The following is a 26,006-nucleotide window of genomic DNA, read 5'->3' on the forward strand; positions in this document are numbered from 1 at the left end:
GAACGCTCGTTCAACAGAAGGTGAGATCAAGGATAGCGGACAGGATTGAACGCCCAAGTCTCCCCTTCGCGCATTAAAGCGATAGTTAAAGGTGAAATCGTCATCGGTCGGCTGACTCAGCGGCTTGCCGTAGATCGGTTCGATCACCGCCAGGTCATAGCCCATCAGTTGGAGCGGTGTCGGGAAGATGTTGTAGTGGCTGGAGCGGTCCATGTCGCGGTCGCGCACGCTGGTCTGGTCGAACTGGACGAATTCGTCGGTATCCTTGCGCTCAAGGTCGGTCGTCAGGTTTTGCAGATTACCGCCCGGGCGTTAGGCGTCGATGTAGACCGTGTGCAGCCCGGCCTTTTTGCGTATTGCCAGATCGACGGCAAGGTCGAATTGATGCGTGTGTAGTCCGTGCGCGTACCGCCATAACGCAAGGTCACGTTGGTGTCGGCTCTGCAATTGGCGACGGACGCAGCGCTGACCGGCTCACGCGGACCGACGGTGTTAACCCGATGCCCATGGCACTCAAGCGTTCCAGGTAGCAGCCAACGCTCTTCAGCACGTACAAAACCAGCAGCAGTTCCTTCAGGTATCTCGTCATGAGTCCTCTCTCGCTCCTGATCGGTGTGGAGAGATCATTACTGGCCATTTTTTGACACGAGCAGCACGCCCTTAAAGCGCAAGAAATGCCATCTAACGTGCAAAAGCGTCAAAAAACAGATGACTCAAAAATGACACACCTACATCTTGTTAACCCTTGTAATTCAAGCCTTACGACCGTTTATCGCTTTCTTTACAGTGTCTGAAACGCCTCAACCACAGGCAGAGCCGCTGTCTGACGGCACTTGATGGCAGATCGCCTAACTCCTGACCATTTTTCAACATAAGGATCATGTCAGTTTGCTGACATGGTTTGTCCACGCTGGGCTATACCCCGACATAGCAGAAAGCTTCTTTCAGCTGCTGAAACGGGAGCGGATAACGACTGATCGATCAGGGAGGATCTCCTGGATGAGTGGCGTGCTAGTGAGAGTCGATTGGACGTCCAGGCCGAAGTGAGTCTAGGACTGGATGATTATGTGATGTGGAGAGCCTGCGAAGCGCCTACTGCTGCAGATTAAGCGCTTACAAGATTTTATGAGATTGGTTGTGTCACGGCTGGCGGCTCATATTCCGCATTGACCTCCAAGGGGGGTGAATTTGATGAAGATGTATTTGAGCAAGGTTGGCAAAGACGCCTGGGTCGCGCTCCTTGCAGTCTGTTCTGCTGGCTTGGCGGCCTGCTCCTCGCCGGCTGAGAAGGCCAGCAAGTATTACGAGAAGGGTCTGGCGCTGATGGTTCAGGACGACCTGCTCAAGGCTCTGGCACCAGGAGAGCTGCCAATGTGGTGCGAATCATCGAAGCTGCGGTGCACTGCTGATGGATCATTCAACGCTGACAAGTTAATTAATAATTATATTTTCATTGCCTTTTTATTGTTTGAAAGATAAGCGTTTTGGATTCTCAGTTTAATGAGGTCTAATTATGATATTCGAACCCAGCAGTAGCCGCTCCATACTCCAGCGACGAAGCAGTACCAGTAACGCTATTCAGGCCGGTCTCGATTTTGTTGCTGTGATCGGTGTCGCATGGTATCTAATCGACTATCATATCGGCGTTATAACGCAGGCTTATGTCATCATGCTCCTGTTGCTGCTTGGGGCGTTGGCCGTCGTGTACGACCATTATGCTATTTACCGAAGCAATGTTGGATTTACCGTCAAAGCATTTAAGCTTTTGAAGGCGTGGCTTGCTGCTTTTGGTTTTCTCGTTGTCATGGCCTTTCTGACCAAACAAAGTGAACAGTACTCACGCTTATTGGTTGCGCAGTTATTTATCGTTGGATATTTCGCTCAGTTGCTGTTGCACCTGGCGACACTCGAAGTGCAGAAGAAACTCTTGACCCACCCGAATCAATTGGAAGCCGCTCTTATTATTGGTTCGGGGGAGCTGGCTAGCTTCCTTCACCAGAAAATAAGCAATAATCCCTGGCTTGGTGAACGGGTGGTCGGTTGCGTGTTGATTGAGGCGGGCGATGATCGGGGGAAGGAGGGCTTAGAAAGCACGCAACGTTTGCCGATACTGGGTAATATCTCCGACCTAGATGAGTTAATCGTGCGACATTCCATTCGTACCGTATATTTCGTTACACCTCTGGATGGCTCGGAGGTCATTAAGGATGTTTACTTAAAGCTGCTTGATAAGCACATTGCTATTAATTGGGTGCCTGACATTTTTTCACTGCGTTTGATCAATCACAGCGTTCGTGAAATTGCCGGTATTCCCGTGCTGACTTTGTCTGAAACTCCGCTGATGGGGATGCGTCTGTTTCTGAAGAATTTTGAGGACAAAGTCCTGGCTTTTCTTATCTTGCTTCTTGCGGCTCCATTGCTGGTGGCTATAGCGATTGCCATCAAGGTCGATAGCCCTGGACCGGTGTTCTTTCGACAGGAGCGCATGGGGTGGAGTGGAGTTTTCCGTATCTGGAAGTTCAGAAGCATGGTCGTCCATCAGCTGGAAGACGGCATCGTCAAGCAGGCAGAAAAGAATGATCCGCGCATGACCAGGGTTGGAGCCTTTATTCGGCGAACCAGCCTGGATGAACTACCACAGTTGTTCAACGTTTTGATGGGGGAAATGTCCCTGGTGGGGCCTCGCCCGCATGCTATTCAGCATGATGTGCAGTACTCGCATGGCATCGCGGACTACTTTGCGCGTCACAATATCAAGCCAGGCATCACAGGCCTGGCTCAGGTGCGTGGCTTTCGCGGTGAAACGAGAGATATAGAGCAGATGATTCAGCGTGTTGAGTCTGACATTGAGTACATCAACAACTGGTCGCTCTGGCTCGATTTCGTCATTCTTCTGCGAACGCTGTTTGCCTTCACCGGCAAGCGAGCCTATTAGTCAGTCTTGTAAGCGACTCATAAACCTCACAGAGTGCCGGAAATGAAAGCGTATTTAGCGGTGCCGATCCGAAAACTCATATCTCCCTCAATACGATTTGAGCTAAGAAAAACTGTAGCCTGGCTGCGAGACATACTTGGGCGAGCCTGTTTCTGGCGCTGGGAGATTGTCAGATTCAAGCTGCGCACAGACAGTCCTTACGACATCCTCTATGTGGGAAGAAGAGCACAGCGGGAGATGGCCAAGGTTCTCATGGGGGTGGAGTCTCCTGTGGCCGACAGCAAATCGGAATCGGATAAATCGAACCGTACGGTTCTAGTCAGTGAAATGCCAACTTTGGGCGCGTTGTATGTACCTCACTTTCTGAGTGCTATCGTGCCGCTGGGTCGCTCCATTGACGATATCACGGCGGGATACGATAGTAAGTTGCGTCGAAACATACGCAAGAACCAGTCGCGTTACCGAATGAAGCAGGCGCTGACGGATGACGAAATTGAAAGAGCCGACAGGGAAATGCTTCAACCCTATGCCATCGCAAGGCATGGCACTGCCGCCTCGCAAATTGCCCCACATGAAGTTTCAAGGATCGCAAAGACTTTCGGCCGACTCGATCTAATACTGTTGGAAGACGAAATTGTTGCATGCCAACTTGCGTGCGTCATTACTCGGGCCGGAAAGCGCTACTGGAGCATGATACGTGCTGGCTATCCTGAGGCGGTTTTTTCAGATGCCAAAAGGCTGAATGAAGTCAACTCGATCACTACATTTATGGAGCTTGAGTGGGCAATAAACAATGGCTTTGACTATTATGACATCGGTACTTGCCTGGCCCGTCCAGACGACGGACTTCTCGAATGGAAAAGGAGACGTGGCGGTGATATTGATACACTGGGTAACCACGCTTATATGTTTGTCCGGCTACCCAAGGTGGGTGCAGCCCAACTCCTTTGGCATACACCGTTATTTGCTGTCGAGGGAAAAAATCTGACACTTCATCTTGGTTTGCCGGACGGGCAAAACGATGAGGAAGTGGCGACTCGCTATATTAATATGGGGTTTGGCGGGCTATACAAAATTTATCTCTACTGTGCCAAGAGCCCAAGCGAACTTCTTCTCGACAGGTTACGTAGTCGTTATGCTCATTTGAAGTCCCCGCCCATTGTGGAGAGAATTATATCTACCTGAGCAGCTTTCTGATGTTAAAAAATGCAGTTTAGGCGCTCGCGCCATTTACTGTTTTTTGTAGAGGCAGATGAGAGTGAACATGATATGTCGGAATTACGCGTGTTAACGAGCAGCCACCGGACAACATGGAGCCTTGCTGCATACCGGCATATTGTAAGAGCGCGGGTTATGCGAAAGCCGGCGGAAACCCCGCAAAGTGCGGCGGTGAAAACCTGGGATATTGCGCTTGGCGAAACATCAATTTCTCCACCGGCTTTTTTCCTGCCCAATCAACTCGAACGTGTGACAGGATGGGAGGAAGAACGCTTTTTTCCTTACGAACACCCCCGTCGTACAATGGAAGGAATAGGCAGCGTTGATCATGGTCCAACACGAGGCCACCTGCTTAAAGATGTCTGGCTGATAGATGGAACACTCTACAAGGGCAACGCAAAATCCTGCTTATCTCCCAGGTCTGGTTGGCTTCCAAAAATCTCCGTGGAAACCGAGATGGAGCGCGGGGCGATTTACTGTACAGCAGGTGGAAACAAATGGTTTGGCTCCTGGCTGATGGAAGACTGTGTAACTTACCCATTAGCATGCGACGAAGGAGTTCCGGTGACGACCGCGCCATCCACCAGGTCTCCCCTATTTCCCCAGACTCCCGAATATGAGGACTGGCTTGGCATAACACCGGTTCGTTTGCGCAATGCGTTTTTTCGTGAGCTCGTGATATTCGATGATCTAAGTCAAAATCGAAATAGGCATTTACGCTTTCGCGCGATGGGTGAAAAATTACTGTCACACGTAAGGTACAGCTCCCACCCCGGAGTTTTCATTCTGCGAGGTGGCAACGGTGAATTGCGGCTGTTACACAATGAAATGGAACTCGCTGAACGTCTGCATAACCGCAGAGGTTTTCGCATTCTCGACCCTTCGAAAACCGATGTTCCGACCATCGTAGCGACCTGCGCAGGAGCAAAAACCGTGGTGGGGGTCGAGGGGAGTCATCTCGTACATGGTGTCAATGTACTTCAACCTGGTGGCTCACTGCTGGCTCTGCAGCCCCCGAATCGTTTCATCTGTTATTACAAGTATCTAACGGATCGCGATCACCAGAATTTTGGCTTTGTGGTGGGAACGCCAGAGGGCGATGGCTTTACAATCGACCCCGATGAGGTTGAGCGCACTCTAGACCTATTCCCTTCATGAGACCTGATCTGAACCACGCTCCTCGTGCCAAGGTCGAGCCCCATTCCGAGTGATCAAACGCTAATTTGGGTATCAGCAACGCGCCTTGGGTCAAATTTCAATCGGCAGGGGGGGGTCAGTTTTCCGTAAGCGCTCCATGCATCCGCCCCGTTTCACGTTGAGCGGAAAGGCCAAAGGCGGTGCGGGGCGCGTGTTGCATTTGGTCTTTGAGACCGCCCTGTTGCGGGCGATGCTCAAGCCTGAAGCTATTTCATGCGGATAGAGTCCGCTTGATTGATGACTGACGTGTTTGTTGCGACGTTATCTTGACGAAATCACACTGATTTTCTATTTATATTTATCATGGCGACGTACTATTGACGTAGCAGCTATGTACCTACTATGCTCAATTTAACTTGATAAAGACTCCTTCGTCCGACAAAAGAATACTCCTCTGCTCAGGGAGGCGATGTTATGCACCTGACACTTTTTATTAAATCCGTTTTGTTATTAATGCTCCTGAATGGTGCGATTGTTTCTAGTGCTCAGGCGGCCAGTTTGGTCTATAAATCTAATTGCATGAGCAACTCTGGCGAGGGTTTAGGACCTCAACCAGGCATGCTGATCGAAGAGCGCGTGGGTGGCAACGCCATTGGCTTTCACACCGACTTCTCCGGTGATTCTCACACGCAGAGCTTTGCTACCAAGGGCGTGCTTAACAATGGGGTCAACGCTCTCGGCGAGTGGGTCAGCTTCCTTGGGCCGTGCGCCAATGCTTCTTCATTTAACAGATTAATTGCGGCGCTTGCCAATGGCCAGTCCAGGGTTGGTCGGCATGTCCAGGGTATAGGTCTGGCTGGGACAGCCAATTCTTATATCAATCAACGGAGTGCGGTTCCGCTTCCTGCGGCAGCATGGTTATTTTCTTCCGCGTTGTTTGGTTTTATCGTGTTTGCCAATCGACGGAAGGTGTAGGTAGTGCTTTCGTACAATGCCTCCCCACGGTCGGATCGCTGTAACCGAACCAGTTCTGCAACAGATGCACGCGCAGCATCGCCATCAACGCAGAGGCCGGACGAACCGCCTTCACCCTTCGGGTAATGTATTTCAGGGTTTCCTTAATGTAGGCGCATCTCTGCAGATCAGCGTGCGCAACAAGAACATTGGATTACCAACCACATAGCGACTGAATAACCGCTTTGGCTCAATCATCAGCCTGAATACCCACTCACAACCAAGGCGACGCACCCATTGCGGAGCCCGAACAACCTTGCCACCGAGAAAATCCAGGATCGCCCCACCGCACACTATCAGGCATGGCACGCCGCTGGCAGCTAGCCTGGCAGCAACGGCTTCTTGCCTGGGCATGCCCATGCCCAGCACAACCAATTCTGGCTGCAGTTGCCGGGCAAGGTTGATGTAGGCATCCACCTCAGCAAAACCATGGTGAGCAGAAACTACATTGACCGCAAATACCGCTTCGCTACGCTGCACCGCATTCGCTAAAAAGGGCTCTGCAGTGCCCCAAAAAGCCACGCGCCGGCCCTTGAACGCGGCCAGTAATTTGGGGATAAAATCCGTGCCATTCATATTTAGCCCCGGCACCAAGCCGAGTCGGCGAAACAGGATAGCCATGCCGGAGCCATCCCGTAGTAACACGTCAGCAGCGGACAGCGCGTTATAGTAATCGGTGTTGCCCGCCAACAGGTTCATGGCAAAGGCATTGACGAATCCAAGTACTGTCGCCGCCTCAGGCTTGGATAAAGCATCAATCAATCCTTGCTCATCATCGAGATCACTGACCACCCTGAGTTTCTGGATAATCGTTTGCCAGTTGTGCTGCCAGGCAAAAGCGCACATTAATTGTCATCTCGCTTCGAACGCACCCACTCAACTTGGCGCTTAAGCAGAAAACCTAGATACAAGGGTATTTTTTTCACCGCGTAGAACGGCGCATACAACAAGGCTGAAAAAGATATAATCTCGCGACCAAATTGGCTCCATGCCAGCAAGACAGTCACAATCAATATTGCCACCCCGGCAGAAGCGATTAATGCTGGAGCCAAAGTTCCACACAGCATAAACACCAACCATGACAGACTAAAAACAGCCCCCAACGCTAAAGTCAATAAGGCCAACGGAGGGACCATTAAATCCAGCGTCATAGCCAGGAGGTTCCAGTTACGCCGGCTGATCGACTCTACAAACAACTTTGGCGCATCACCAAGGATTACCCCGAGATGACCATGCTCCCAGCGCGTACGCTGGATACTTAAGCCTTCATCACTGCGCGGAAAATAACTGGTCACCAGGGCATCGGGGCAAAACAAAGGCGGCTTGCCGTTGCGGCAGAAATCGAAGCCCATCTTCAAATCTTCGACGATGTGGCCACTGGCTAAATCGATCAAAGCCAGATCCCGCCAGACGAAAGCCATTCCCGTACCCATTAACTGGCAGGGCAAACCAAGCCAAGCCAAACCTTGCGGCCGCACCAGATTCTTCACACGCCAGGCAAACTCGGCAAACCGCACTTTTAGCCCGGAACCAGCTGGAGCAAGCATTAAATTAAGTGCCTGCGTTGGCCGTCCTGAGTCGATGCAACACACCGCCAAACGCTCAATGAAGCCCTCACCCACCTGGCAATCAGCATCGACAACGATCATGACGTCCGGCGCAACGCTCGCTAAATGACGCACCCCAAAGTCCAGCGCATAACCCTTGCCACACTGCTGATCATTGCTGCGCTCCACCACCTCGGCGCCCGCCGTGCGGGCCAGCGCGGCCGTGTCGTCAGAACAGTTGTCCGCCACCACCAATAAGCGATCGCCCTCGAGCAACTGCAGCCGAATGGTATTTAACGTCGCGACGATCATCGAGGATTCGTTGTGTGCCGGTACCAACACCGCCACCCGCAGCCGCGATCTTTGCGCCGACGAGCGCAACCGCACAGGCAGGCAGGCCAGCAGCACCTGCACAAACAGCACCAACACCGGCAGGACCATGAGCACCAGCAGTGTGCTGAACAGCCAATCAATTAAGGTGATCATGCTTGCGCCCTGAACAAATCAGCCAACTTGGCCGCTTCGGTATCGATATCGTGTCGCTCCAGCACTCTCTGATAAGCCGCCTCGCCCATCCGCTGCAACACCTCGACAGGTTGCGCGAGGCAGTCGGCCAGCACCGCCGCCAACTCATCCACAGCTCCAGCGGGAAACAACCAACCGTTCTCACCCTGAAGCACTAACTCGGGAATGCCCGCCACATAGGTCGTCAGTACTGGCCGGCGCAAGGCCATGGCCTCCATGATTACCACCGGCAAGCCCTCGGCGAAGCTCGGCAACACCAAGGCCCGCGCCGCAAGAATTTCCGCCCGCACCTGCTCACTGCTAATCCAGCCAGTGATTCGCACCTGTGCTTGCAAGCCATGCAGTGCAATCAGGGCTTCGATTTGCGCACGTATTTCCCCATCGCCGGCCAGTACTATCTCGAACACCACGGCTTGCGCTGCCAGGATACGGGCGGCCTCAAGCAACAACAGTTGGCCCTTCTGCTCACACAAACGACCCACGCAGACCAACCGCGGTACGGACGGCACGGCAACTGCAGGTACATCGTGAAACGCCCGCTCCAGACCACAATGCACCACCTTTACCCTTGCCCAGTGCGCATGAGCTACCCAGCGAAACAGCTGGCTGCGCCCATAAGAGCTGATAGCCGCGACAAAAGCCGCGCGCCGGACTTTCTCGCCCAAATGAATAAACTGCGGTTTGTCGAACTCTTCCGGGCCGTGCACCGTAAAACTGTACGCTGGCCCGCCGAGTGCATTGGCCAGCATCACCACCTCGGTTGAGTTAGTGCCGAAATGCGCATGCACATGCTCGGCGCCGAACGCCTGCAACCAAAACAGCAGGCGACATGCCTCGGACAAATAGACCAAATGGTACGGCCAGGGCCGATCGGCATGCCGGCTCATACGTAGCGCCAGCCACAACGCCGAAAAAAAGCGTCGCGGCTGGGCGCGCAGTACCTGCAGCACAGGCACTAACAGCTCTTTGACTCCGCCCTGCAGCACATAGAAAGTTTTACTGCGCTCGGACACGTCCTCGGCATCCACCAACTCGGCATCCCAACCACGCAGAGCAATGCGCTGCACCACAAAGCCCTGGCGCTCTAACGCCAAAATCTCGCGACGAATGAAGCTATGGCTGACCTTGGGGTATTGATTGATCAAATAAGCGATACGCATAAGAACCAGCTTAGATGTCGTTGCAGTGAACTATTACTACAGGTACTTTTACAGTAGTACAATTATCAAGAACGTCAACAAGCACCACGGCGTTTATTCCGGTCCTTGCATTTTCTCCGAGCAATACCCCACCTGGAATTTTCGCTCCGACACCTTATATACACTTCGAAATCAATAGTTGAAACAGTGCCGCCCGCCAACTGACCAAGAGTGACTACTGCAGTTTCATGCCACCAGACCCCACAGTAAAGCATCGAACTAATTAGCGCTCATGCTAGTTGCACAGCTGCCTATTAACACACTATCTATCCTTGCAAAAATATCATCTAGAAGCTCATAACGTCTGCGGTACATGGCACGTTTTTTTGAAGGAATACAATCAAGCGCTTTTTTGGACAACACCATGGGAATTTCAAAAAAGTCTTCGCGCCCGGACGGAATCGCTCCATGTTCCAACCATATGACATCATAATTAGCCGCCAGCTCTTGAGCTTTTTCAGCCCCAAAATACGGATGACGATGATGACGATAGCCATCCCCTATCGCATAAATCTTTTCAACACCAACACTGTTTGCAATATACTTAATGGCTTCGATCAGAAGACTTCTTGGGCGAAGGCCTTCAAAATCTTTTGTCAGTGTTCTATAAATTTCCAAAGACCTATCACTCTCTACGCCTTTGTGTATCCCTTGAACGGCACCGATAAAAATACATAATTCAACTTCCGTGCGACACAAGGTGAACGCTATTGATGCAATACGCAAATCACCCTGAAACAAATTCAGCACCAACTCCCCTTCACGCATAAACCATACCGGACGATCTAGAACCAAGGAACAACCCACAGAGCACTCCGACAAGTCACTCAACATCAAGCTGTCATTTCGTCCCAGAAGCAATAGCTGTGGACAGCGTTTTGTGACGACTTCGTAATGCGAGGCCAATACACTAAGTCTATCCTGAGATCGCCAGCATCTACTGATGTACGGCCAATGAACAACACCGACACAATCACCTCCCAACTTCTCAAAACCAGTCTTGCCCAGGGCATTCGACATACGCCACAAAAACAACTTCAGCTCGGACCAGTTTTTTCCAACTAAAATCAGTAATACAAGCTTATTTTTCAACGCCCTGAAGGAATACCCTGCATGTAAAGAAAACACGCTTTTTAGTATCAGCCAATCATTCATAGCCGTCTCACTTGTATTCGATCAACGCCGTCTTGCCAGCGCCAAATCTGTGCAACAGAAACTTGATTTGGCCGAGCATCTCGGGAAATTTGCTCAGCACCAGAAAGAAGGCCTGCAGCCAGTTTTCGCGCGCTGATCTATCGCCCCGGCGAGCCAAGCGCACCACCTGCAGTGGATAGACCAGCAGCACAAGCAGCCCAAACCATCCCAGCATCAAACTCGCGATCATAGTCGCCAGCGGGACACCCAAGCCCCAGAGCCAGGCCCGGCGCGACTCACGCTGCCAATGTTGCTCCGGTGCGGCCCCATGCAAAAATGCGCCCTCGGCAAAGGCATAACCACCACGCAGGGTACGCCGCCACCATTGGCCGAAGCGGGTCATGGCCGCATCGTGCAAGGTCATTTCGTCAGCCAGGCGCCAGACCTTCCATCCATTCGCACGCAGACGCACACACAACTCAGGCTCTTCCCCGGCAATAAGATCCGCTCGAAAACCAGACACTGCGGCGAAGGCGTCAGCCCGTATCAGCGCATCGCCACCACACGCCTTGGCCTCACCTATCGGGGTATCCCATTCAAGATCACACAACAAGTTGTAAATCGAACGCTGTGGAAAACGTTCACGACGCCGTCCACAGACCACCGCAACCTCAGGCTGTGCATCAAGAAAGGCCTGCGCCCGGGGCAGCCAGCCACCGACAACCTCACAATCACCATCGACAAACTGCACATAACGCATCGCCGGCAATAAACGTTGCACGCAGGCAAATCCTTCATTGCGCGCGCGCGCAGCCGTAAAGGGAATCGACATATCCAACTCAACCACCTCGACCCCAAGCCGCCGTGCCATCTGGACTGAACCATCCGTTGATCCAGAGTCGACATAAATAACCTTCTGCGCCGCACCGCCCAGCGAAGCCAGGCAACGCTCAAGCCGTAGGCCTTCATTGCGACCGATAACAACGACACCAATACCAGTAGCCATTGAGTTCACTCAGCGATGTAAAACTGCCCGATATCGTCCACCGGAGGGCTCATAAGCATTCCCTTGCTTCTGCGCGCTGCCTTTTCTTGATAGTCGCAGGCACGCCCACTGCCACCGAGTCGTCCGGTACATCTGTCAGCACCACGGCATTGGCACCAATCACGACGTTGTTACCAATGCGGATATTGCCCAGCACCTTGGCCCCGGCACCAATATCAACATTGTTACCCATCACCGGGGCAATCGGCTCTTCCACATTCTTGAGCCCCACGACCACGCCATTGCGGATGCGGCAATCATCGCCGAACTGAGCATAACCACTGATCACGATTCCGCCGAAATGATCGATGACGAAGTTGCGCCCGATCACCACCTCACACGGCAGCTCGACACCCGTCACGATCTGCACCAATTTGAAGAGCACTTTGTATATAAAGGAGAAAAACTTACGCAAGAATGCTGGGCGCACTCCGTAGCGCCAGCGCCCAAAGCGATAAACCAGCATCACCCAGAACCCCTGAGCAGCCCAATCACCAGCGTATGCACGCAAGTCCGCACGTATATTCTCGAACATAAGTTGATCTACCGTGTTGGTTGGCTAGCAAACCGGGTATCGCGCAGCAACGCCCAAGTCTCACGAGCATGCTGCCAACACGCCCCTATGGCCGCCCGGCCGCGGCCTTTCAATAGAGCCTTGAGCGCCAGAATCAGATCCCCCAGGCTCACCAGCAACATATGTGAGGCCAACCCCAGTAGACCGTGGTGCTTGCGAAAGTACAAAAGCTCGCTTTCGATTTGTAACCTGGGTATCTGTCGACTGACCACATTGAGTTTGACAACCGATTTGGCACTTTCACCACCGATATGCACCACCGTGGTATGCGGGTAATAAACCACCTTCCAACCGGCCTGTTTAACGCGTTTGCAGTGATCGACCTCCTCGTAGTAAAGAAAGTAGCGCGGGTCGAACAAGCCAACCTGATCGATGACTTCACGGCGGATCAAGTAATAGCAGCCGGGTACCCAGTCGCACTCACGGACCGAGGCATGATCCCAGTCCATGTCGTCGACCCTCTTCACCACAGGGAAAAAGCGCTCAAGCCCTGTACGTGAGAGGAAGACATTCAACGGCGTCGGAAAATAGCGACAGGAGGGCTGCAAATCACCCTCTCGCCCAACCAACCGAACGCCGAGGACTCCGCAATCAGGGTGAGCCTCCATGTAATCGAGGGTCTTGCTCAGGGTATCAGCAGCAACGAAGGCATCGGTATTGAGGAGCAACGCGTACTTGCCCTGCAGGTGCTCAACCAATTGATTGTTGGCACGACCAAAGCCAACATTATCTTCATTGGCCAGCAGCAATGCCTCTGGGCAAATAGTTGCCAGGCACTCCAGTGAATTATCGGCAGAGGCATTGTCCACCACTAAATAGCGCGTTCGATCCGCACTATTTGACTCGCGCAACGCATTAAACATGGGTTGCAGCAGCGTCGCTGTATTGTAGTTAACTACTAACACATCAAGAGGGGCACTAATCATTAGATTGCCCCCCCAACTCATCTAATGCCTTAGCGTAAATTGCAACGACGCGAATTCCACCCGACATGTTCACCACCGGCAACACAAAAGTCACTTTCATTAGATCGCCTCCAAAACCGCTGAAAACAAGAGGTGCCTATTCAAATTCAATGCACTTCCAGTCAAGCAATTTTCCATCCAAATCAAGTTTACTCATGGTTCAAATCTCCACGCCATCGAGGTTGCGTTTGAAGACGGTCTGTCACAGCATTGAAAACAGCAAAAGACATAGATCAAATCAAAGCCATTTAGCAACGCCCAACACTAACTCTCCACACAAAGCCCCCACTGCCAGCATTGGCAGCACCACCAGTTCACGCTTGAGATCGAACAGCCCCACCTGACAATTGACATAAACAATCAGGACAAGCGTAGGGAACGTATGCAGGGCAACGCCCCAAATCGCATATTTTACCCCGCCAATCGCCAGCAGCAGCGGCAGTAGCCCCCATAACGAGACAATGCGAATAATGTTATCCATGGCTTGGTACTTTGTGAGTCCCAAGGCAAGCCAAACTTGATGCGCCACCGTGTAGCGCAATGTGAAAAAAGAAAGTGAAAGAACGGCCATCATGGTGCCGGCAGCGGCATAACGCTCATCGTATAACCAACCAACGATGAGCGGACTGACGGTCAAGAACAGTCCACAGACAAACAGCAAAGCAAGATCGAAAATCAATCTGAAGCGGTAATACAAAACGCGGAGCCGGGTGCTGTCATTACTTCTTGAGGCTTCACTGAAGGCCGGCAGGGCCACGGCCCCGACCAACCTGAGCACTCCGGTTTGAAGAGTGCCCAAAATCAGCACCGCAATGGAGTAGACGCCCAGTTCAGTGGCCGACATGGCGCCGCCGAACCAGATGCGATCACCATACATGGCCAATACTCCCACTGCCGAAGACAACAGAATCCAACGGCCGAAGACGACTAACTCTTTAAGCGCAGAGCGGTCCCACTGCAGACGGTTAGGCGGGCCCTGAAACCATAGATGACCAATAACAGTGCCGACCATGGCGGAGACCAGACCTGCAATCACCAGCGACCAGATGGACCTGGTGAAGTAACCGATGACCAGCATCACCAGCAGCCCCGCCAGCTGGGCCGCAAACTCGAGGAGCACCACTTTCTTTTGCTGGAAATCGCGAACGGCCAAGTCGAATTTCGTCGACTGGAGCCCAAAGATGATCGCGGTAAAGCCGGTAAAGGCCAACACCAGCGGCAACTCCGGTGCGGCATAGATGGAATTGGCCGGCCACAGATTGATGACTTGCGCAAACCAGGTGAAGCCCGCGATTAGCAGTGTCGCAGCAAAAAGGACAACGCCACGCAGGATCTGCACTGTCCAGGCGGTATTGAGAAACACGGGATCGTCGCCACGCGGGCTCTGGATAATGTTCTGGCGCAAACCGACATCGGCAAGCAAGTGCAGAACCATCGAAACGGTGGTGGCGATGAGCATTACGCCGAAAATTTCCGGCATCAGCAGACGGGCCATTACAAGGTTGCCGCCCAAGCGAAATGCTTGAGAGGCAACAAGCGCACCCAGATTCCATGCCCCAGCAGATATCGCTCGCCTGCGAAGGCTCAACGATGGCGATAAATCAACTGGAGGCATGACATCGACCCCGAACTCAAATGGTACGCACGTTACTATAGCTACAATTGGTCATCTCACTAGCCGTTGCTCACCAATCCATGAGTTCAATAATCCATGCCTGAGCACTTTCGCGCGTTAATCGTCATTCTAGTTTTAGCTGGCATCGTCTTTGCCTTGGCGCGTCGACCAGCAGTAGACCTGATCCCACTCCACGACTTCACTCGTCGCCGCAATCTGTGGTTCGCATTGACGCTACTGGCCTTTGTCTCGCACAGTTTCTGGGTGTACGCGGGAATTGCCGCTGTCATTTTGACCGTCGCACGACAACGCGAACGCAATCCTCTGGCACTGTTTTTCCTTCTGCTGTTTCTCATCCCGCCGGCCCCGGCACAGATTCCCGGCTTCGGCCTGATCAACTATTTTTTTGCACTTAACCATATTCGTCTGCTCGCATTGTGTCTGTTGTTGCCGGCTTTTTTCATGCTACGCGGGCAAGCAAGCACACTGAGCTTCGGACGCACCTGGCCTGACAAACTGCTCGCATTGTGTCTGTGGTTGCCGGCTTTTTTCATGCTACGCAGGCAAGCAAGCACACTGAGGTTCGGACGCATCTGGCCTGACAAACTGCTAGCGGCCTACCTCCTGCTGACGAGCTTGCTTTACCTGCGTGAGACCACGCTGACCGACACCTTGCGCCAGACGCTCTACCTGTTCATAGACGTTTTTTTGCCTTACTACGTTGCCAGCAGGGCACTGAAGGAACTCAGCGACTTCAAGGATGCCCTGTTGGGATTTGTACTCGCCGCCATGGTGCTGGCGCTTATTGGTCTCGTCGAATTTGCCCGCCATTGGCTGCTGTACAACGCGCTGATTGTTGCCCTGGACATACACTGGGAATTGTCCAACTACTTGAGTCGTGGTGATTCATTACGCGCCAGCGCCACCACCGGCCAGGCGATCGCACTGGGTTACGTCATTAGCGTGGCCATCGGCTTTTACCTGTTCTTGCGCGAGAGCGTACGCAGCCGATTGCAGCAATGCCTCGGCGCGCTCTTGCTGGCTGGCGGTCTGTTTGCATCGCTGTCGCGTGGCCCCTGGATCGGTGCTGCCATCATGATCACCGTGTTCATCGCCACCGGCCGTAAAGCTGTCAAACGCCTGATGCTTCTTGCAATCGCCGGAGTGCTCGCCCTTCTGCTGCTGGCCATCGTGCCTGGCGGGCAGAAATTCCTGGATCTGCTACCGTTCATCGGTACGGTAGACGCAGAGAACATCACATACCGGCAGCGCTTGATTGATAACTCAGTGATCGTCATCCAGCGCAACCCTTGGCTGGGCTCTTTCGATTACCGCAACGCGCCTGAGATGCAGTCCATGATTCAGGGCGAAGGTATCATTGATATTGTGAATACCTACATCGCCCTGGCGCTGGACATCGGCCTGATCGGATTGACGCTATTCGTGGTTTTTTTCGCCACTGTGCTGCTCAGCATCCGCAGAGCAATGCGTTCGGTCCCCAACAAAGACGATGAGGCGCGCCGACTCGGACGTGCACTGTTGGCGGTACTGGCCGGGATACTGGTGACCATCTTTACCGTTAGCAGTATCACGGTGATCCCCGTGGTGTATTGGTCGGTGGCCGGACTGGGTGTGGCCTATGCTCAGATGGTGCGCAGGCTCAAGCGCACCGAGACCGCAAGCACTGCGAGCGCCAACCTTCAAACCTGGTAACGCTCATGACCTCTTTTGTTCACCGCGCCCATAGGCTGCTAGTGGTTCTCCTTGCTGTTTGGCCGTTTAGCACCTGGGCGTCGGACTGGGTCTCCAGCGTTGATGAGCGCAGCGGTCTGCCAATGCTGGCGCGCAGTGGCAACCCTGTAGTTTCTTCTTCATTCGCCTTCTGGGGGAGCAACTGGGAATGGACGGATTTGCCGACCGCGTTCAAGGTGAACACCCCTTATAGCTACTCCCTTGCAGGCAAGAACAAAAACCTGGATTTCGACCTGACTGCGCAAATTCAGAAGGAAGACGAGCAGAAGTTGACCTGGAACATTGCCCTGGATGCACACCGCATGATGCCGGACGTGATGGGCGGAGGCATCGTCTTCAAGTTCGATCCTGCCCTTTACGATGGAGAAATGGGTGAGCCGGCTTTGCTACCCGACAACCGCGGCTGGTCCTGGGGGAATACACAAAGCCGACGCATCGAGATGCGTTTTGAGCCTGCACTGGCAAGTGTGTACTTTGAACCGGGTGATAAATCTCAGGTGCGTGCTTTTTTTTACAAGAACACGATCAAACCCGGCCGCCAAAATTTCAAAGCCACCTTGAGCCTATCTGGCGATGTGGTACTCGGTCCGACCACAACCGAGCGCTTCGGGCTGGCGGACACAAGGAACTGGCCGAGTGACACGCTCGACTGGAAAACCTCGCCGGTCGATCTGTCCTTTCTTAACGCTCACGAAAAACCTGCAGGCAAGCGCGGCTTCGTCAAAGTATCCGGCGAGCAACTGTTATTCGCAGACAACACCCCAGCGCGCTTCTGGGGCACTAACCTGACGGCCTATGCGCTGTTTCGTACGCCAGACGATGCAATCAAGCTGCAGGCCAAACGTCTGTCGGCACTCGGTTTCAATCTCGTACGACTGCACCACCATGACTCCCCGTGGGTCAGCCCAAACATCTTTCGCGACAGCAATCTCACGCATGACACTCAGCAGCTAAGCCCGGACTCACTGAAAAAAATCGACTGGTGGATCAAGTGCCTCAAAGACGAGGGCATTTATGTATGGCTCGATATGCACGTCGAGCGAGCCTTGACTGCAAACGACAACATCTATGGCTTCGATGAAATGCCAAAGAATGGCCAGAACAACGCCGATCTGAAGGGCTATGCCTATGTAAACATCAGCATTCAGCAGGCAATGAAGCGCTTTGCCCAAGCCTATTTGACCCATGTAAACACCTACACCGGACTCGCTTACAAAGACGATCCGGCGATCGCCGCCGTACTGATTACCAACGAAAACGATGTCACCCAGCACTTTGGCAACGCCCTGTTACCAGACAAACGAGTGCCAAAGCACAACAAGATCTACATGGCCGAGGCCGAGGCCTTTGCGAACCAGCACAATCTATCTGCAAGCCAGACCTGGCGCTCCTGGGAACCAGGCCCCGCCAAGCTGTTCCTTAACGATTTGGAGCGACGTTTCGACGTAGACATGATTCAGCACCTACGTGAATCAGGAGTGAAGGTACCCATCGCCACGACCAGTAGCTGGGGCGGCGACAGCCTAAGCTCCTTACCGGCCCTTACCGCCGGCGACCTGATCGACGTCCATAGCTACGGTGGCTCTGGGCAGCTAGAGAAAAACCCGCTCACCAGCGACGGTTTACTGAACTGGATTGCCGCCGGCCAGGTCATAGGCAAACCCCTGACCGTCACCGAGTGGAACACTGAACCTTTCCCGACACCTGACCGTCACTCGCTGCCACTCTATATGGCCGGCACCGCCAGCCACCAAGGCTGGGATGCGCTGATGCAATATGCCTACAGCCAGGAGCCGCTAACCGGCGAATGGATAACTGCCGACAACTGGCACGCCTATAACGACCCTGCAATGCTGGCCACCCTGCCCGCCGCCGCCTTGCTTTATCGCCGTGCAGACGTTCGCGAAGCAACAACGACCTATGTCTTCGCGCCGACGCCAAGCACTCTATTCAACCAACGCATCACACCCGCCAACGCGGCTCTACTGCGCACAGCCATGGAAAAAGGCAAGCTGGAAATCGCCATGCCACAGACGCCGCAATTGCCCTGGTTGCAACAGAGTGCTATCCCGAGCAATGCACAGGTGTTTCATGACCCCAACCAGTCGCTGCTGGACGCCAATGCCAGCGAGTCGACGACAGACACTGGCGAGTTGAAGCGCAACTGGAAACTAGGCATCTACACCATCAATACGCCACGCACCCAAGCAGCAACCGGCTGGATAGGCGGCGAGTCGATCAGCCTTGGCAACATCCAGGTTCAAGTGAAGACCGCTAATGCCAGTGTGGTGGTGCAAAGCCTGGACGACGCGCCTGTCGGCCGATCGCAGGATTTACTGATTTCGCTGGGTACCCGTGCCGTCCCCAAAGACGACAGCAAAACACCTTTTTATGTCGAGCCCCTCGAAGGCACCCTGACAATCCAGGCGCCGCAAGGCTTGACGCTGTTCAGCCACGGCATCCCTGGACAAATGAAGAAGCTACCCGCCACCTACCTTGATGGACGCTACACGATCAAGTTCGACGGCTTGCAGGCGTCGAACTGGTTGTTTTTGAAAAAAGGCGTCACGCAAGCTACAACCTCAGGCAACGCACAGCCAGGCCCTGTCAATACAGCATCATCCAGCACGATGGCGAATCAATAGCTAACCTGTCTCTTAACGTAATGATCAGGTGGATCGAACTGGCGTACCAATCTGTGCTTGCACAGCAACAGTTTCCAGGAGATCAGGATGAAATTTTTGGTTGTTGGTGGCGCAGGCTATATCGGCTCGCATATGGTTAAGCAACTACTGCGTGCAGGTCACGAACCGGTGGTGGCAGACAACTTTTCAACAGGCCATCGCGGCGCATTGATGGGCGGGAGATTGGTCGAACTGGACATCGCCGACGCACAAGCCCTGAACGTCTTGTTTGCGGGACAGCACTTTCACGCCGTGTTCCACTTCGCCTCATTTACGCAGGTGGGCGAATCCGTCACTGAACCTGCCAAGTATTACCAAAATAACCTGGCTGGAACCCTTACGCTGCTACAAGCCGTGGTTCGTGCCGGGGTTAAAAACTTCATTTTTTCCTCGAGCGCAGCCATCTATGGCGACCCGGTGTATGTACCTATCGACGAAGAGCATCCCAAGGCCGCGATCAACCCTTATGGTCGCAGCAAGTGGATGGTTGAGCAGATGCTTGAAGATTTCGACCGTGCATACGGGCTCAAATCGGTCTGCCTGCGCTACTTCAACGCCGCCGGAGCAGACCCAGAAGGACAGTTAGGCGAACGCCGTGAACCGGAAACCCACCTGCTGCCACTGATACTGCAAGCTGCCTCCGGTCGGCGCACAACCATCACCGTCTATGGCCGTGACTACGACACACCTGACGGCACTTGCATTCGCGACTACATCCACGTTGTCGACCTCGTTGCAGCTCATGCACTTGCCGTGGATTATTTACTGGCAGGTGGTGCAAGCACGGCTTTCAACCTCGGAAGCGGTCAAGGTTTCTCAGTACAGCAAGTAATAGACATGGTACGCGCCGTGACCGGCCAGAATATCTCCGTGAGCGAAGCGCCACGCCGCGCCGGCGATCCGCCACGCCTTGTGGCCGATCCCCGCATGGCCAACACATTACTTGGCTGGCAACCGCAATTTGCCTCACTTGAACAGATCGTGGCGCACGCCTGGAGCTGGGAGCAGAAGTACCCTTGGCACTGAAAGTCGGCGCTGGCGCATAACGCCGAACACCTGAGGGTGACGCTCTAGTAATAAGAGCGGCTTGGGCGCTCGGCTTTGTTCAGTACCGTGCCAATCAGATTGGCTGTCCCCAGATGATAAAGGCTTTCCTCGATCTCTTTCTTGCTGTTCATACCGTTGGCGACCACCAGCAGGACGCAGTCGAATTTAGGCAAGACGGTAATAACATCGTCCGAACTCAACAACGGCGGCAAGTCGAAAATCACGATACGCGAGTCGTAGCGCTCGCGCAGATCAGTAATCAAATGGCTCACTGTGGGCGATGACAGCACCTCGGTGGAGAGCGGGATCGGCTCTCGCGTCGGCAGGACTACAAAACGCGGCAAGGTCGGGTTGACCAGAACCTCTTGCAGTTCCGCTTCATCATCCAGCAATTCATTGAGCGATTTCTCCATCGGCAGACCCAGGCAGGCACCCACCATCGGACGACGCAAGTCGAAATCCACCAGTAGCGCCGTCTTGGTGGTGTGATGGGCGATGCTCATTGCCAAGTTGATAGCCAATACCGTCTTGCCTGCCTCCGGAGTTGGCGAGGTGATAGCAAGCGTGCGCCAGCCATTTTCTTCCATGACTTTCAGAACTTGCGTACGCAGCAGATCGAAAGCCCCCCCCATATTCGAATTCTTGTTGTACGCCACAATGCGATTGCGCTCGAGATGATCTGGCCGCAGCGGTACAACTCTGGTTTGCACATAGCTCAGCGCATTCAGACTTGCAGACTGCCCGGTCACTGTCATGGCTTTTGGTATTGTCACGAGACTTGACGAAGGCTGTTGCTCGGAATTCTCGGTATCGGGCTTGATTATTTCCATGGCTATATTCCTTATGCAAACCGGCCCAGAGCTTTAAACATCAGGAGGTCCAGAGGCATGTAGAAGAAGTGCAGGAGCACCAAAAAGAGCACGATCATCACCACTCCACTGACGATCAATCGCGTTCGCCACTGCTTACGGCGTGCCAATTCCGCTCTGGTGTATATGTAGGGAATCGCAACCAATATGCGTCGACCCAGCACACTGGCCAAGGCTTCAGCTCCGCGCACGCGCTGGTTCAGCATCTCAAGGAGCATCACCAATGCGCCAGCGCCCACCGGAGCGAGAACAAAGCCCATGGCAACCACTTTTTTACGATTCGGCCGTATCGGCTTTTCAGGCATCAATGGCGATTCCAGAAGAACAAAACGCTCGGCTTTGTTTTCCTGCTCCAGGCTTTCGGAAATTTTCGCACTCATTTCCTTGGTGCGTATTTCCTCGTATTTCTTTTTAGCGTTTTCATAGTCACGCATCAGTGTGACCAAGCCGCGCTCGACTTGCGGCGTCTCAAGAATTTGCGCCTCGTAGTCGGCTATTTTTTTGAGTACTTCCTGCTTTTGATCGGCCAGCGACTTGATACGTGTTTCTGCGGCAGCGATCCGGGCCTGAGCCTTGGCAAAGTCCAGATTGACTGGAGCCGCTGCACCACCAGCACCAACACCTTTGGTAGCCTCAAGTGCAGCAATTTTGCGTTTGACGGCACGCACATCGGGGTGGGCTTCGGTATACAGCGACAGTAACCGGGTGTACTCCGCCTTGAGGCTACCCAGATCTTGCTGTTTATCACCCGCCGCGCCGGGCACTGCATGCTTGGTCGCTGCTGCGGAAAGCTCCAACTCATTGAAGCGCAACTCCTCACGGGCAGTTTTGTAGTCACGGTCGACCTCTTTGAGCTCGGTTTCGGCGCGTGACAACATATTCATGCGCAACTCCTGATGCTCGGGAAGCGCGTTGCTGTGCGCTTGCTTGAAGTCTGCCAAGCGGTTTTCCAGGGCTTCCAGTTCGACCCTGAGCTTGTCCGCCTCCTGCGTCAGAAACTCTGTTGTTTCACTGGCGCGCTCGGTGCGCTGCTTGATGTTTTCATCCAGAAACAGCGTCACCAGTTCGTTGGCCACTTTGTTGGCAATCTCTGGCTGCCGGTGCTCAAAGGAAAGACGGAAAGCAATCGTCACTTCTCCGCGCCCCTTAACGACAGCACTGACCAAGGAGACGGTAATCGCATTGCGCATTTCATCGATTTTCTCGGAAACGCTCAACTGCCTGCTTTGCGAATTAAAAAGATTGTACTTGTCGATGATCGCTTCCAGATGCTCACGGGTCATCACGCGCTGGCGAATGACTTCGATGCGCTCATCGGCAAAGGTATTGTTGTTCGCCGCCACCAGGTCTGGCGAAATCTGCTGAGACTCGACCAGAATAGTGCCAGATGACTCGAAGATGGGCGGGATAGAGATCGCGACCACTACGCTCAGGCCGAGTATTACCGCGAAACTCAGGATCAACAGCAAGGCATGGTGCTTGATGACAGCAATGTAGTCGTTGACCGACATTTCGTATTCAGAGGTCATATTTATCACCCAGCTGAATTTCAGAAGTTGGGGTGACTATAGGTCAAGGTCAACCCGACGACGTTTGCGGTGGCATCCGGCAAGCCATTTTGCTGGCGTTCTTTGTACATGAAGGATAGGCGCGCCACCCAAAAAGGCGAGAGTTCCCGGCTAAACCAGACACCGACATTGCGCAGGGTATTAGGCGTTGGCCCTTTGGTTTTTTGCCATGAGGTATCAAAACCGGTACGGCTGGTGTCGTCGAGGGCATAACTCCATGTACCGCTCAGGATATCAGCCTCGACAAAACCGCCGTCGCCGCTGGCGACAGTACTACGACTGGCGTCGATACTTGTATCAACACGCTCACCGGTATAGTGCAACGAAAAACCGCCTTGGCCACGGGGGCGGCTGTTCGAGCCAGAGACTTGATTGACACCTGCGTAAAGCGACCCCTTGAGCCGCTCGGAGATCTCAAAGTTCAAGCCGGCAGTGGGGGTGTAACTGTTTGAGGAAGACACCGCAGATCCCTGCTGCGGCTCATAACGCTTCACGCCAAAACGCGTGAATAGCTCCACACGCTCGCTCCATGCGTAGTTAAAGCTCAGGCGGTTCGAAAGCTCGTTATAGTTGGTCAGTGTATTGATGTCGTAAGTGACATGTGTGTAGTCGGTTTCGTTAACCAAGGTCGTTCGCTCACTGAGAGCGGTACGCCAGTTGCCGCCGAACGAGGTTAGCTTTTGCGTACCATCGGGGGCAATCACGCCGGTTGCTTGAACCGCAGTGGAGAGCGTTGAGCTCTCGACATACTTCGCCGTGAGTCCAAAACCACCCGTCTCGGTCTCGCGCAGCCACCCTAACTGCACGTTGGGGTCTTCGCGGTCCGAAACGATGGAGGTATCAGACGAACGCACCAGATTCATACCAAGACCGAACCGCCACTGATCCCGGTCTGAAGTACCGACAAGCGTGTAATCGGGGGCGATGATCGTACGAGTCACACCCTTCTTGTTTTCTGTAACAAGCAGCGGGTTGCTGTCGTACTCGACAGTCGAAGGCACAACGATTGCTGATTGCCAAGTAGCAGCAAACGCCACACTGGAGCACGGCAAGATCAGGATAGCCGTCGCAACTCCGGCCGTTCGCAGCACGGGCAAGATAATCCTTAGTGCATCGCGCAAGGCTAAGGCACGACCAGCGTATCGCCGGCCTGGAGTTGAATATTGGTGGACATGTCACGCCCGGACATCAAATCGCTGTAATGGACGGGCAGGATCTCTTGTTTAGCCCCATTGCGGCGCACGACCTTGATGTCATCCTTGTCGGCGAATTTGTCGAGCCCGCCCGACATGCTCAATGCTTGCAGCACTGCAGTTGGACCTGACATCTGTACGGTGCCGGGCTTCAGCACCTTACCCTGCACATAGACGAGATTGCCTGTGGTGCTCGTGACGACAACGCTCACGTTCGGATCGGGTATGAACTCCTTGAGCCTGGCAGCGACTTTCTTTGCGACTGCAGTGGCATCAAGCCCCGCAACATCGACTCGTCCTGCCAGCGGGAAGGTAATGCTGCCATCAGGAAGTACATGCACCTCCTGCTTCAGCTTATCTTCGCCCCAAACGGAAACCGAAATGACGTCACCCGGACTTAGCAGATAAGCCGCGGCTTTTTCGTCGGCACTGGTAATGCTGGGCCAGACCACCAGCGCGCAGAGCACAGGCAATAACAAACGCAACATAAGGATCCCTCCGACCAAGTAGCATGCACAGAGATTCACATAAAAACGGGGCGAAAACACTCCCCTCCTTTCACGCCAAAGAAACGATCAAACAGCAATCGCCTCGAGCTTCCTGGCGGCCAATTTCCGCCGAAACCAAACATCAGACCGAAGAACATCCCGGCAATCATCCCGACGTCGCCGGTACTTGTTCTTGAGCGTAGACCACGATGGCCGAGAACGCCGAAGCCAGGATGAAGCCGATCACCACGCTCAGCACACGGGTCCGGAACAGGTCCACATGAGGCAGCAACAGCGTGAACGGCACCACGCCTAGGCTCGAGAACCAGATTTACCACCCTCGCCGCCAAGGAACTTGACGGACGTTGCATCAGCTATCGTCTAGGCTTGCTGGAACAGGGGCGGCTCTACGACTACAACCTGGTGTTCCTGCCGCAATATGCCGGTCCGGGCAGCGGCCGAGTGCTGCTTGATGAGTGGATTCGCTGGGGTCTGGACGAGGGCTGGCAGCACATCAAACCGAGGCTGCAACAGTGGCGAGCCAAACGTGCGGCAGCTGTCGCACGTTTAACCCGCTCCCCCGTCGTGACCGGCGTCGATAAAAAAATCGCGCCCACTGCACACCCCATGGAGGATGAACATGCCTCGCCAAGTCATAGTCAACGCTGACGATTTCGGTCTCAGCCTGAACGAAAACGCAGTCATCCTGCGGGCCTTCCAGGCCGGGGTGATCAGCTCCGCTACCGTCATGGCCAACATGCCGGCCTTCGCAGCGGCCTGTGAGCTGGCGCAACAGCCACTGCTCAAGGGCCGCGTCGGCCTGCACTTCAACCTCACGTACGGCCGGCCCCTGAGCCGGGCGATTCTCGAGCTGCCAAGCTTTTGCGACACGGCTGGCGAGTTCGACCTGAACCTGCCCCGCCACCGCCTGTGGCTCAGCCGCCAGCAACACGATGCAGTGCTGAAGGAGCTCGAAGCGCAATGGCAGCACTGCCTGGACAATGGCCTGCAGCCCAGCCATCTCGATTCCCACCAGCATGTTCACACTATCTGGCCGATCGGTGAGATCGTCGCGCGTTTTGCTGCCCGCCAAGGAGTCCCCGTTCGCCTGGCGCGCAATCTGGGGCACAACCTCAGCCTGGCCAAGCGAGTATTCAAGAGCTTGCTCAACCGGCGTTTACACCGCCTCGCCGGTGCCACGGCGGACTACGTCTGTACCCCGATGGACTTGCGCAACACCAGGCCACCGGCAGACGGACTGCTGGAAATCGTTGCCCATCCGACGATGCTCGGCAGCGACTTTGGCGACGCCTATCTGTATCAGGGTGAGTCCTTGAGCAAGTTGCTCGACAACCGCCTGCCGGGCATTCCACGGGTTTGCTATAACGTGCTGGTACGCACACGACCCGCAGCGACCACGACGGCATTGGACTAGCACAACGATGACAGCACAATGCCCGGGACTGGCCGCGGGCATTGTGCAAAAGGCAGATGACT

At 54.0% G+C, this 26,006-nt stretch carries 22 protein-coding genes and 4 pseudogenes; 10 read left to right on the forward strand and 16 right to left on the reverse strand.

The genetic code is table 11. The features are described from left to right. Positions 1–60 precede the first annotated feature (60 nt). Positions 61–464, reverse strand: a pseudogene (locus AC1DIG_RS04035) (sulfatase-like hydrolase/transferase); the annotation flags it as partial. Beyond that, positions 425–589: a hypothetical protein gene (locus tag AC1DIG_RS04040; RefSeq protein ID WP_477766251.1), complete on the reverse strand. Its 165-nt coding sequence runs from the start codon at positions 587–589 to the stop codon at positions 425–427. The gene AC1DIG_RS04040 and the pseudogene AC1DIG_RS04035, both read right to left, overlap by 40 nt. A 602-nt stretch (positions 590–1,191) precedes the next feature. Here AC1DIG_RS04040 and AC1DIG_RS04045 point away from each other — a divergent pair. From AC1DIG_RS04045 to AC1DIG_RS04065, 5 genes are all read left to right on the forward strand, one after another. Then, positions 1,192–1,479 carry a hypothetical protein gene (locus tag AC1DIG_RS04045; protein ID WP_477766252.1) on the forward strand — a complete coding sequence of 96 codons (288 nt, stop codon included), beginning with the start codon at positions 1,192–1,194 and terminating at the stop codon, positions 1,477–1,479. 34 nt (positions 1,480–1,513) lie between these two features. Further along, a complete protein-coding gene (locus tag AC1DIG_RS04050; protein ID WP_477766253.1) occupies positions 1,514–2,935 on the forward strand; it encodes an undecaprenyl-phosphate glucose phosphotransferase in 1,422 nt (473 codons plus the stop codon). 42 nt (positions 2,936–2,977) lie between these two features. Next, positions 2,978–4,120: a hypothetical protein gene (locus AC1DIG_RS04055; protein WP_477766254.1), complete on the forward strand. Its 1,143-nt coding sequence runs from the start codon at positions 2,978–2,980 to the stop codon at positions 4,118–4,120. 84 nt (positions 4,121–4,204) lie between these two features. Next, a complete protein-coding gene (locus AC1DIG_RS04060; RefSeq protein ID WP_477766467.1) occupies positions 4,205–5,311 on the forward strand; it encodes a glycosyltransferase 61 family protein in 1,107 nt (368 codons plus the stop codon). 453 nt (positions 5,312–5,764) lie between these two features. Then, entirely contained in the window at positions 5,765–6,265 is a 501-nt protein-coding gene (locus tag AC1DIG_RS04065; protein WP_477766255.1) for a hypothetical protein, read from the forward strand. A gap of 2 nt (positions 6,266–6,267) precedes the next feature. Here the strand turns inward: AC1DIG_RS04065 and AC1DIG_RS04070 are convergent. The 9 genes and pseudogenes from AC1DIG_RS04070 to AC1DIG_RS04110 all read right to left on the reverse strand — a co-directional run. After that, positions 6,268–6,399: pseudogene (locus AC1DIG_RS04070) on the reverse strand (transposase); the annotation flags it as partial. Next, positions 6,398–7,150 carry a WecB/TagA/CpsF family glycosyltransferase gene (locus tag AC1DIG_RS04075; RefSeq protein WP_477766256.1) on the reverse strand — a complete coding sequence of 251 codons (753 nt, stop codon included), beginning with the start codon at positions 7,148–7,150 and terminating at the stop codon, positions 6,398–6,400. The pseudogene AC1DIG_RS04070 and the gene AC1DIG_RS04075, both read right to left, overlap by 2 nt. Next, positions 7,150–8,337: a glycosyltransferase family 2 protein gene (locus AC1DIG_RS04080; protein WP_477766257.1), complete on the reverse strand. Its 1,188-nt coding sequence runs from the start codon at positions 8,335–8,337 to the stop codon at positions 7,150–7,152. The genes AC1DIG_RS04075 and AC1DIG_RS04080 overlap by 1 nt, the downstream gene beginning before the upstream one ends. After that, the gene (locus AC1DIG_RS04085) at positions 8,334–9,536 is read right to left on the reverse strand and encodes a glycosyltransferase family 4 protein (RefSeq protein WP_477766258.1); all 1,203 of its coding nucleotides are present in this window, start codon (positions 9,534–9,536) and stop codon (positions 8,334–8,336) included. Before AC1DIG_RS04085 ends, AC1DIG_RS04080 begins: the two co-directional genes overlap by 4 nt. A 258-nt stretch (positions 9,537–9,794) precedes the next feature. Next, entirely contained in the window at positions 9,795–10,730 is a 936-nt protein-coding gene (locus tag AC1DIG_RS04090; protein ID WP_477766259.1) for a DUF535 family protein, read from the reverse strand. 7 nt (positions 10,731–10,737) lie between these two features. Next, positions 10,738–11,715 (reverse strand): glycosyltransferase family 2 protein, encoded by a 978-nt coding sequence (locus AC1DIG_RS04095; protein ID WP_477766260.1) that lies wholly within the window; start codon positions 11,713–11,715, stop codon positions 10,738–10,740. Positions 11,716–11,764: 49 nt separating this feature from the next. After that, positions 11,765–12,289, reverse strand: coding sequence for a serine O-acetyltransferase (locus tag AC1DIG_RS04100; protein WP_477766261.1), 525 nt, complete (start codon positions 12,287–12,289; stop codon positions 11,765–11,767). A gap of 8 nt (positions 12,290–12,297) precedes the next feature. Then, positions 12,298–13,254 carry a glycosyltransferase family 2 protein gene (locus tag AC1DIG_RS04105; protein ID WP_477766262.1) on the reverse strand — a complete coding sequence of 319 codons (957 nt, stop codon included), beginning with the start codon at positions 13,252–13,254 and terminating at the stop codon, positions 12,298–12,300. Positions 13,255–13,531: 277 nt separating this feature from the next. Further along, positions 13,532–14,908, reverse strand: coding sequence for an oligosaccharide flippase family protein (locus AC1DIG_RS04110; RefSeq protein WP_477766263.1), 1,377 nt, complete (start codon positions 14,906–14,908; stop codon positions 13,532–13,534). Between the two features lie 96 nt (positions 14,909–15,004). On the opposite strand from AC1DIG_RS04110, the gene AC1DIG_RS04115 reads away from it, so the two are divergent. The 3 genes from AC1DIG_RS04115 (at position 15,005) to galE (ending at position 20,370) form a co-directional block, all read left to right on the forward strand. Beyond that, positions 15,005–16,621 carry an O-antigen ligase family protein gene (locus AC1DIG_RS04115; RefSeq protein WP_477766264.1) on the forward strand — a complete coding sequence of 539 codons (1,617 nt, stop codon included), beginning with the start codon at positions 15,005–15,007 and terminating at the stop codon, positions 16,619–16,621. Positions 16,622–16,626: 5 nt separating this feature from the next. After that, positions 16,627–19,305 carry a glycoside hydrolase 5 family protein gene (locus AC1DIG_RS04120; protein WP_477766265.1) on the forward strand — a complete coding sequence of 893 codons (2,679 nt, stop codon included), beginning with the start codon at positions 16,627–16,629 and terminating at the stop codon, positions 19,303–19,305. Between the two features lie 87 nt (positions 19,306–19,392). After that, on the forward strand, positions 19,393–20,370 hold the full coding sequence (gene galE, locus AC1DIG_RS04125; protein WP_477766266.1) for a UDP-glucose 4-epimerase GalE: 978 nt from the start codon (positions 19,393–19,395) through the stop codon (positions 20,368–20,370). A 44-nt stretch (positions 20,371–20,414) separates the two neighbouring features. Here galE and AC1DIG_RS04130 read toward each other — a convergent pair whose 3' ends face one another. The 5 genes and pseudogenes from AC1DIG_RS04130 to AC1DIG_RS04150 all read right to left on the reverse strand — a co-directional run. After that, the gene (locus AC1DIG_RS04130; protein ID WP_477766468.1) at positions 20,415–21,146 is read right to left on the reverse strand and encodes a CpsD/CapB family tyrosine-protein kinase; all 732 of its coding nucleotides are present in this window, start codon (positions 21,144–21,146) and stop codon (positions 20,415–20,417) included. An 86-nt stretch (positions 21,147–21,232) separates the two neighbouring features. Then, positions 21,233–22,789: a GumC family protein gene (locus AC1DIG_RS04135; RefSeq protein WP_477766267.1), complete on the reverse strand. Its 1,557-nt coding sequence runs from the start codon at positions 22,787–22,789 to the stop codon at positions 21,233–21,235. 20 nt (positions 22,790–22,809) lie between these two features. After that, positions 22,810–23,925, reverse strand: a complete 1,116-nt coding sequence (locus AC1DIG_RS04140; RefSeq protein ID WP_477766268.1) for a hypothetical protein — start codon at positions 23,923–23,925, stop codon at positions 22,810–22,812. A 26-nt stretch (positions 23,926–23,951) separates the two neighbouring features. Beyond that, positions 23,952–24,509 (reverse strand): polysaccharide biosynthesis/export family protein, encoded by a 558-nt coding sequence (locus AC1DIG_RS04145; RefSeq protein WP_477766269.1) that lies wholly within the window; start codon positions 24,507–24,509, stop codon positions 23,952–23,954. Between the two features lie 125 nt (positions 24,510–24,634). Beyond that, positions 24,635–24,840 (reverse strand): annotated as a pseudogene (locus AC1DIG_RS04150) (MFS transporter); the annotation flags it as partial. Here AC1DIG_RS04150 and AC1DIG_RS04155 point away from each other — a divergent pair. Together AC1DIG_RS04155 and AC1DIG_RS04160 are read left to right on the forward strand one after the other, a co-directional pair. Further along, positions 24,840–25,178: pseudogene (locus tag AC1DIG_RS04155) on the forward strand (GNAT family N-acetyltransferase); the annotation flags it as partial. The pseudogenes AC1DIG_RS04150 and AC1DIG_RS04155 overlap by 1 nt on opposite strands. Then, a complete protein-coding gene (locus tag AC1DIG_RS04160; RefSeq protein WP_477766270.1) occupies positions 25,150–25,944 on the forward strand; it encodes a carbohydrate deacetylase in 795 nt (264 codons plus the stop codon). The pseudogene AC1DIG_RS04155 and the gene AC1DIG_RS04160, both read left to right, overlap by 29 nt. Positions 25,945–26,006 lie beyond the last annotated feature (62 nt).

This window comes from Pseudomonas sp. 05N431 (genome assembly GCF_056397005.1).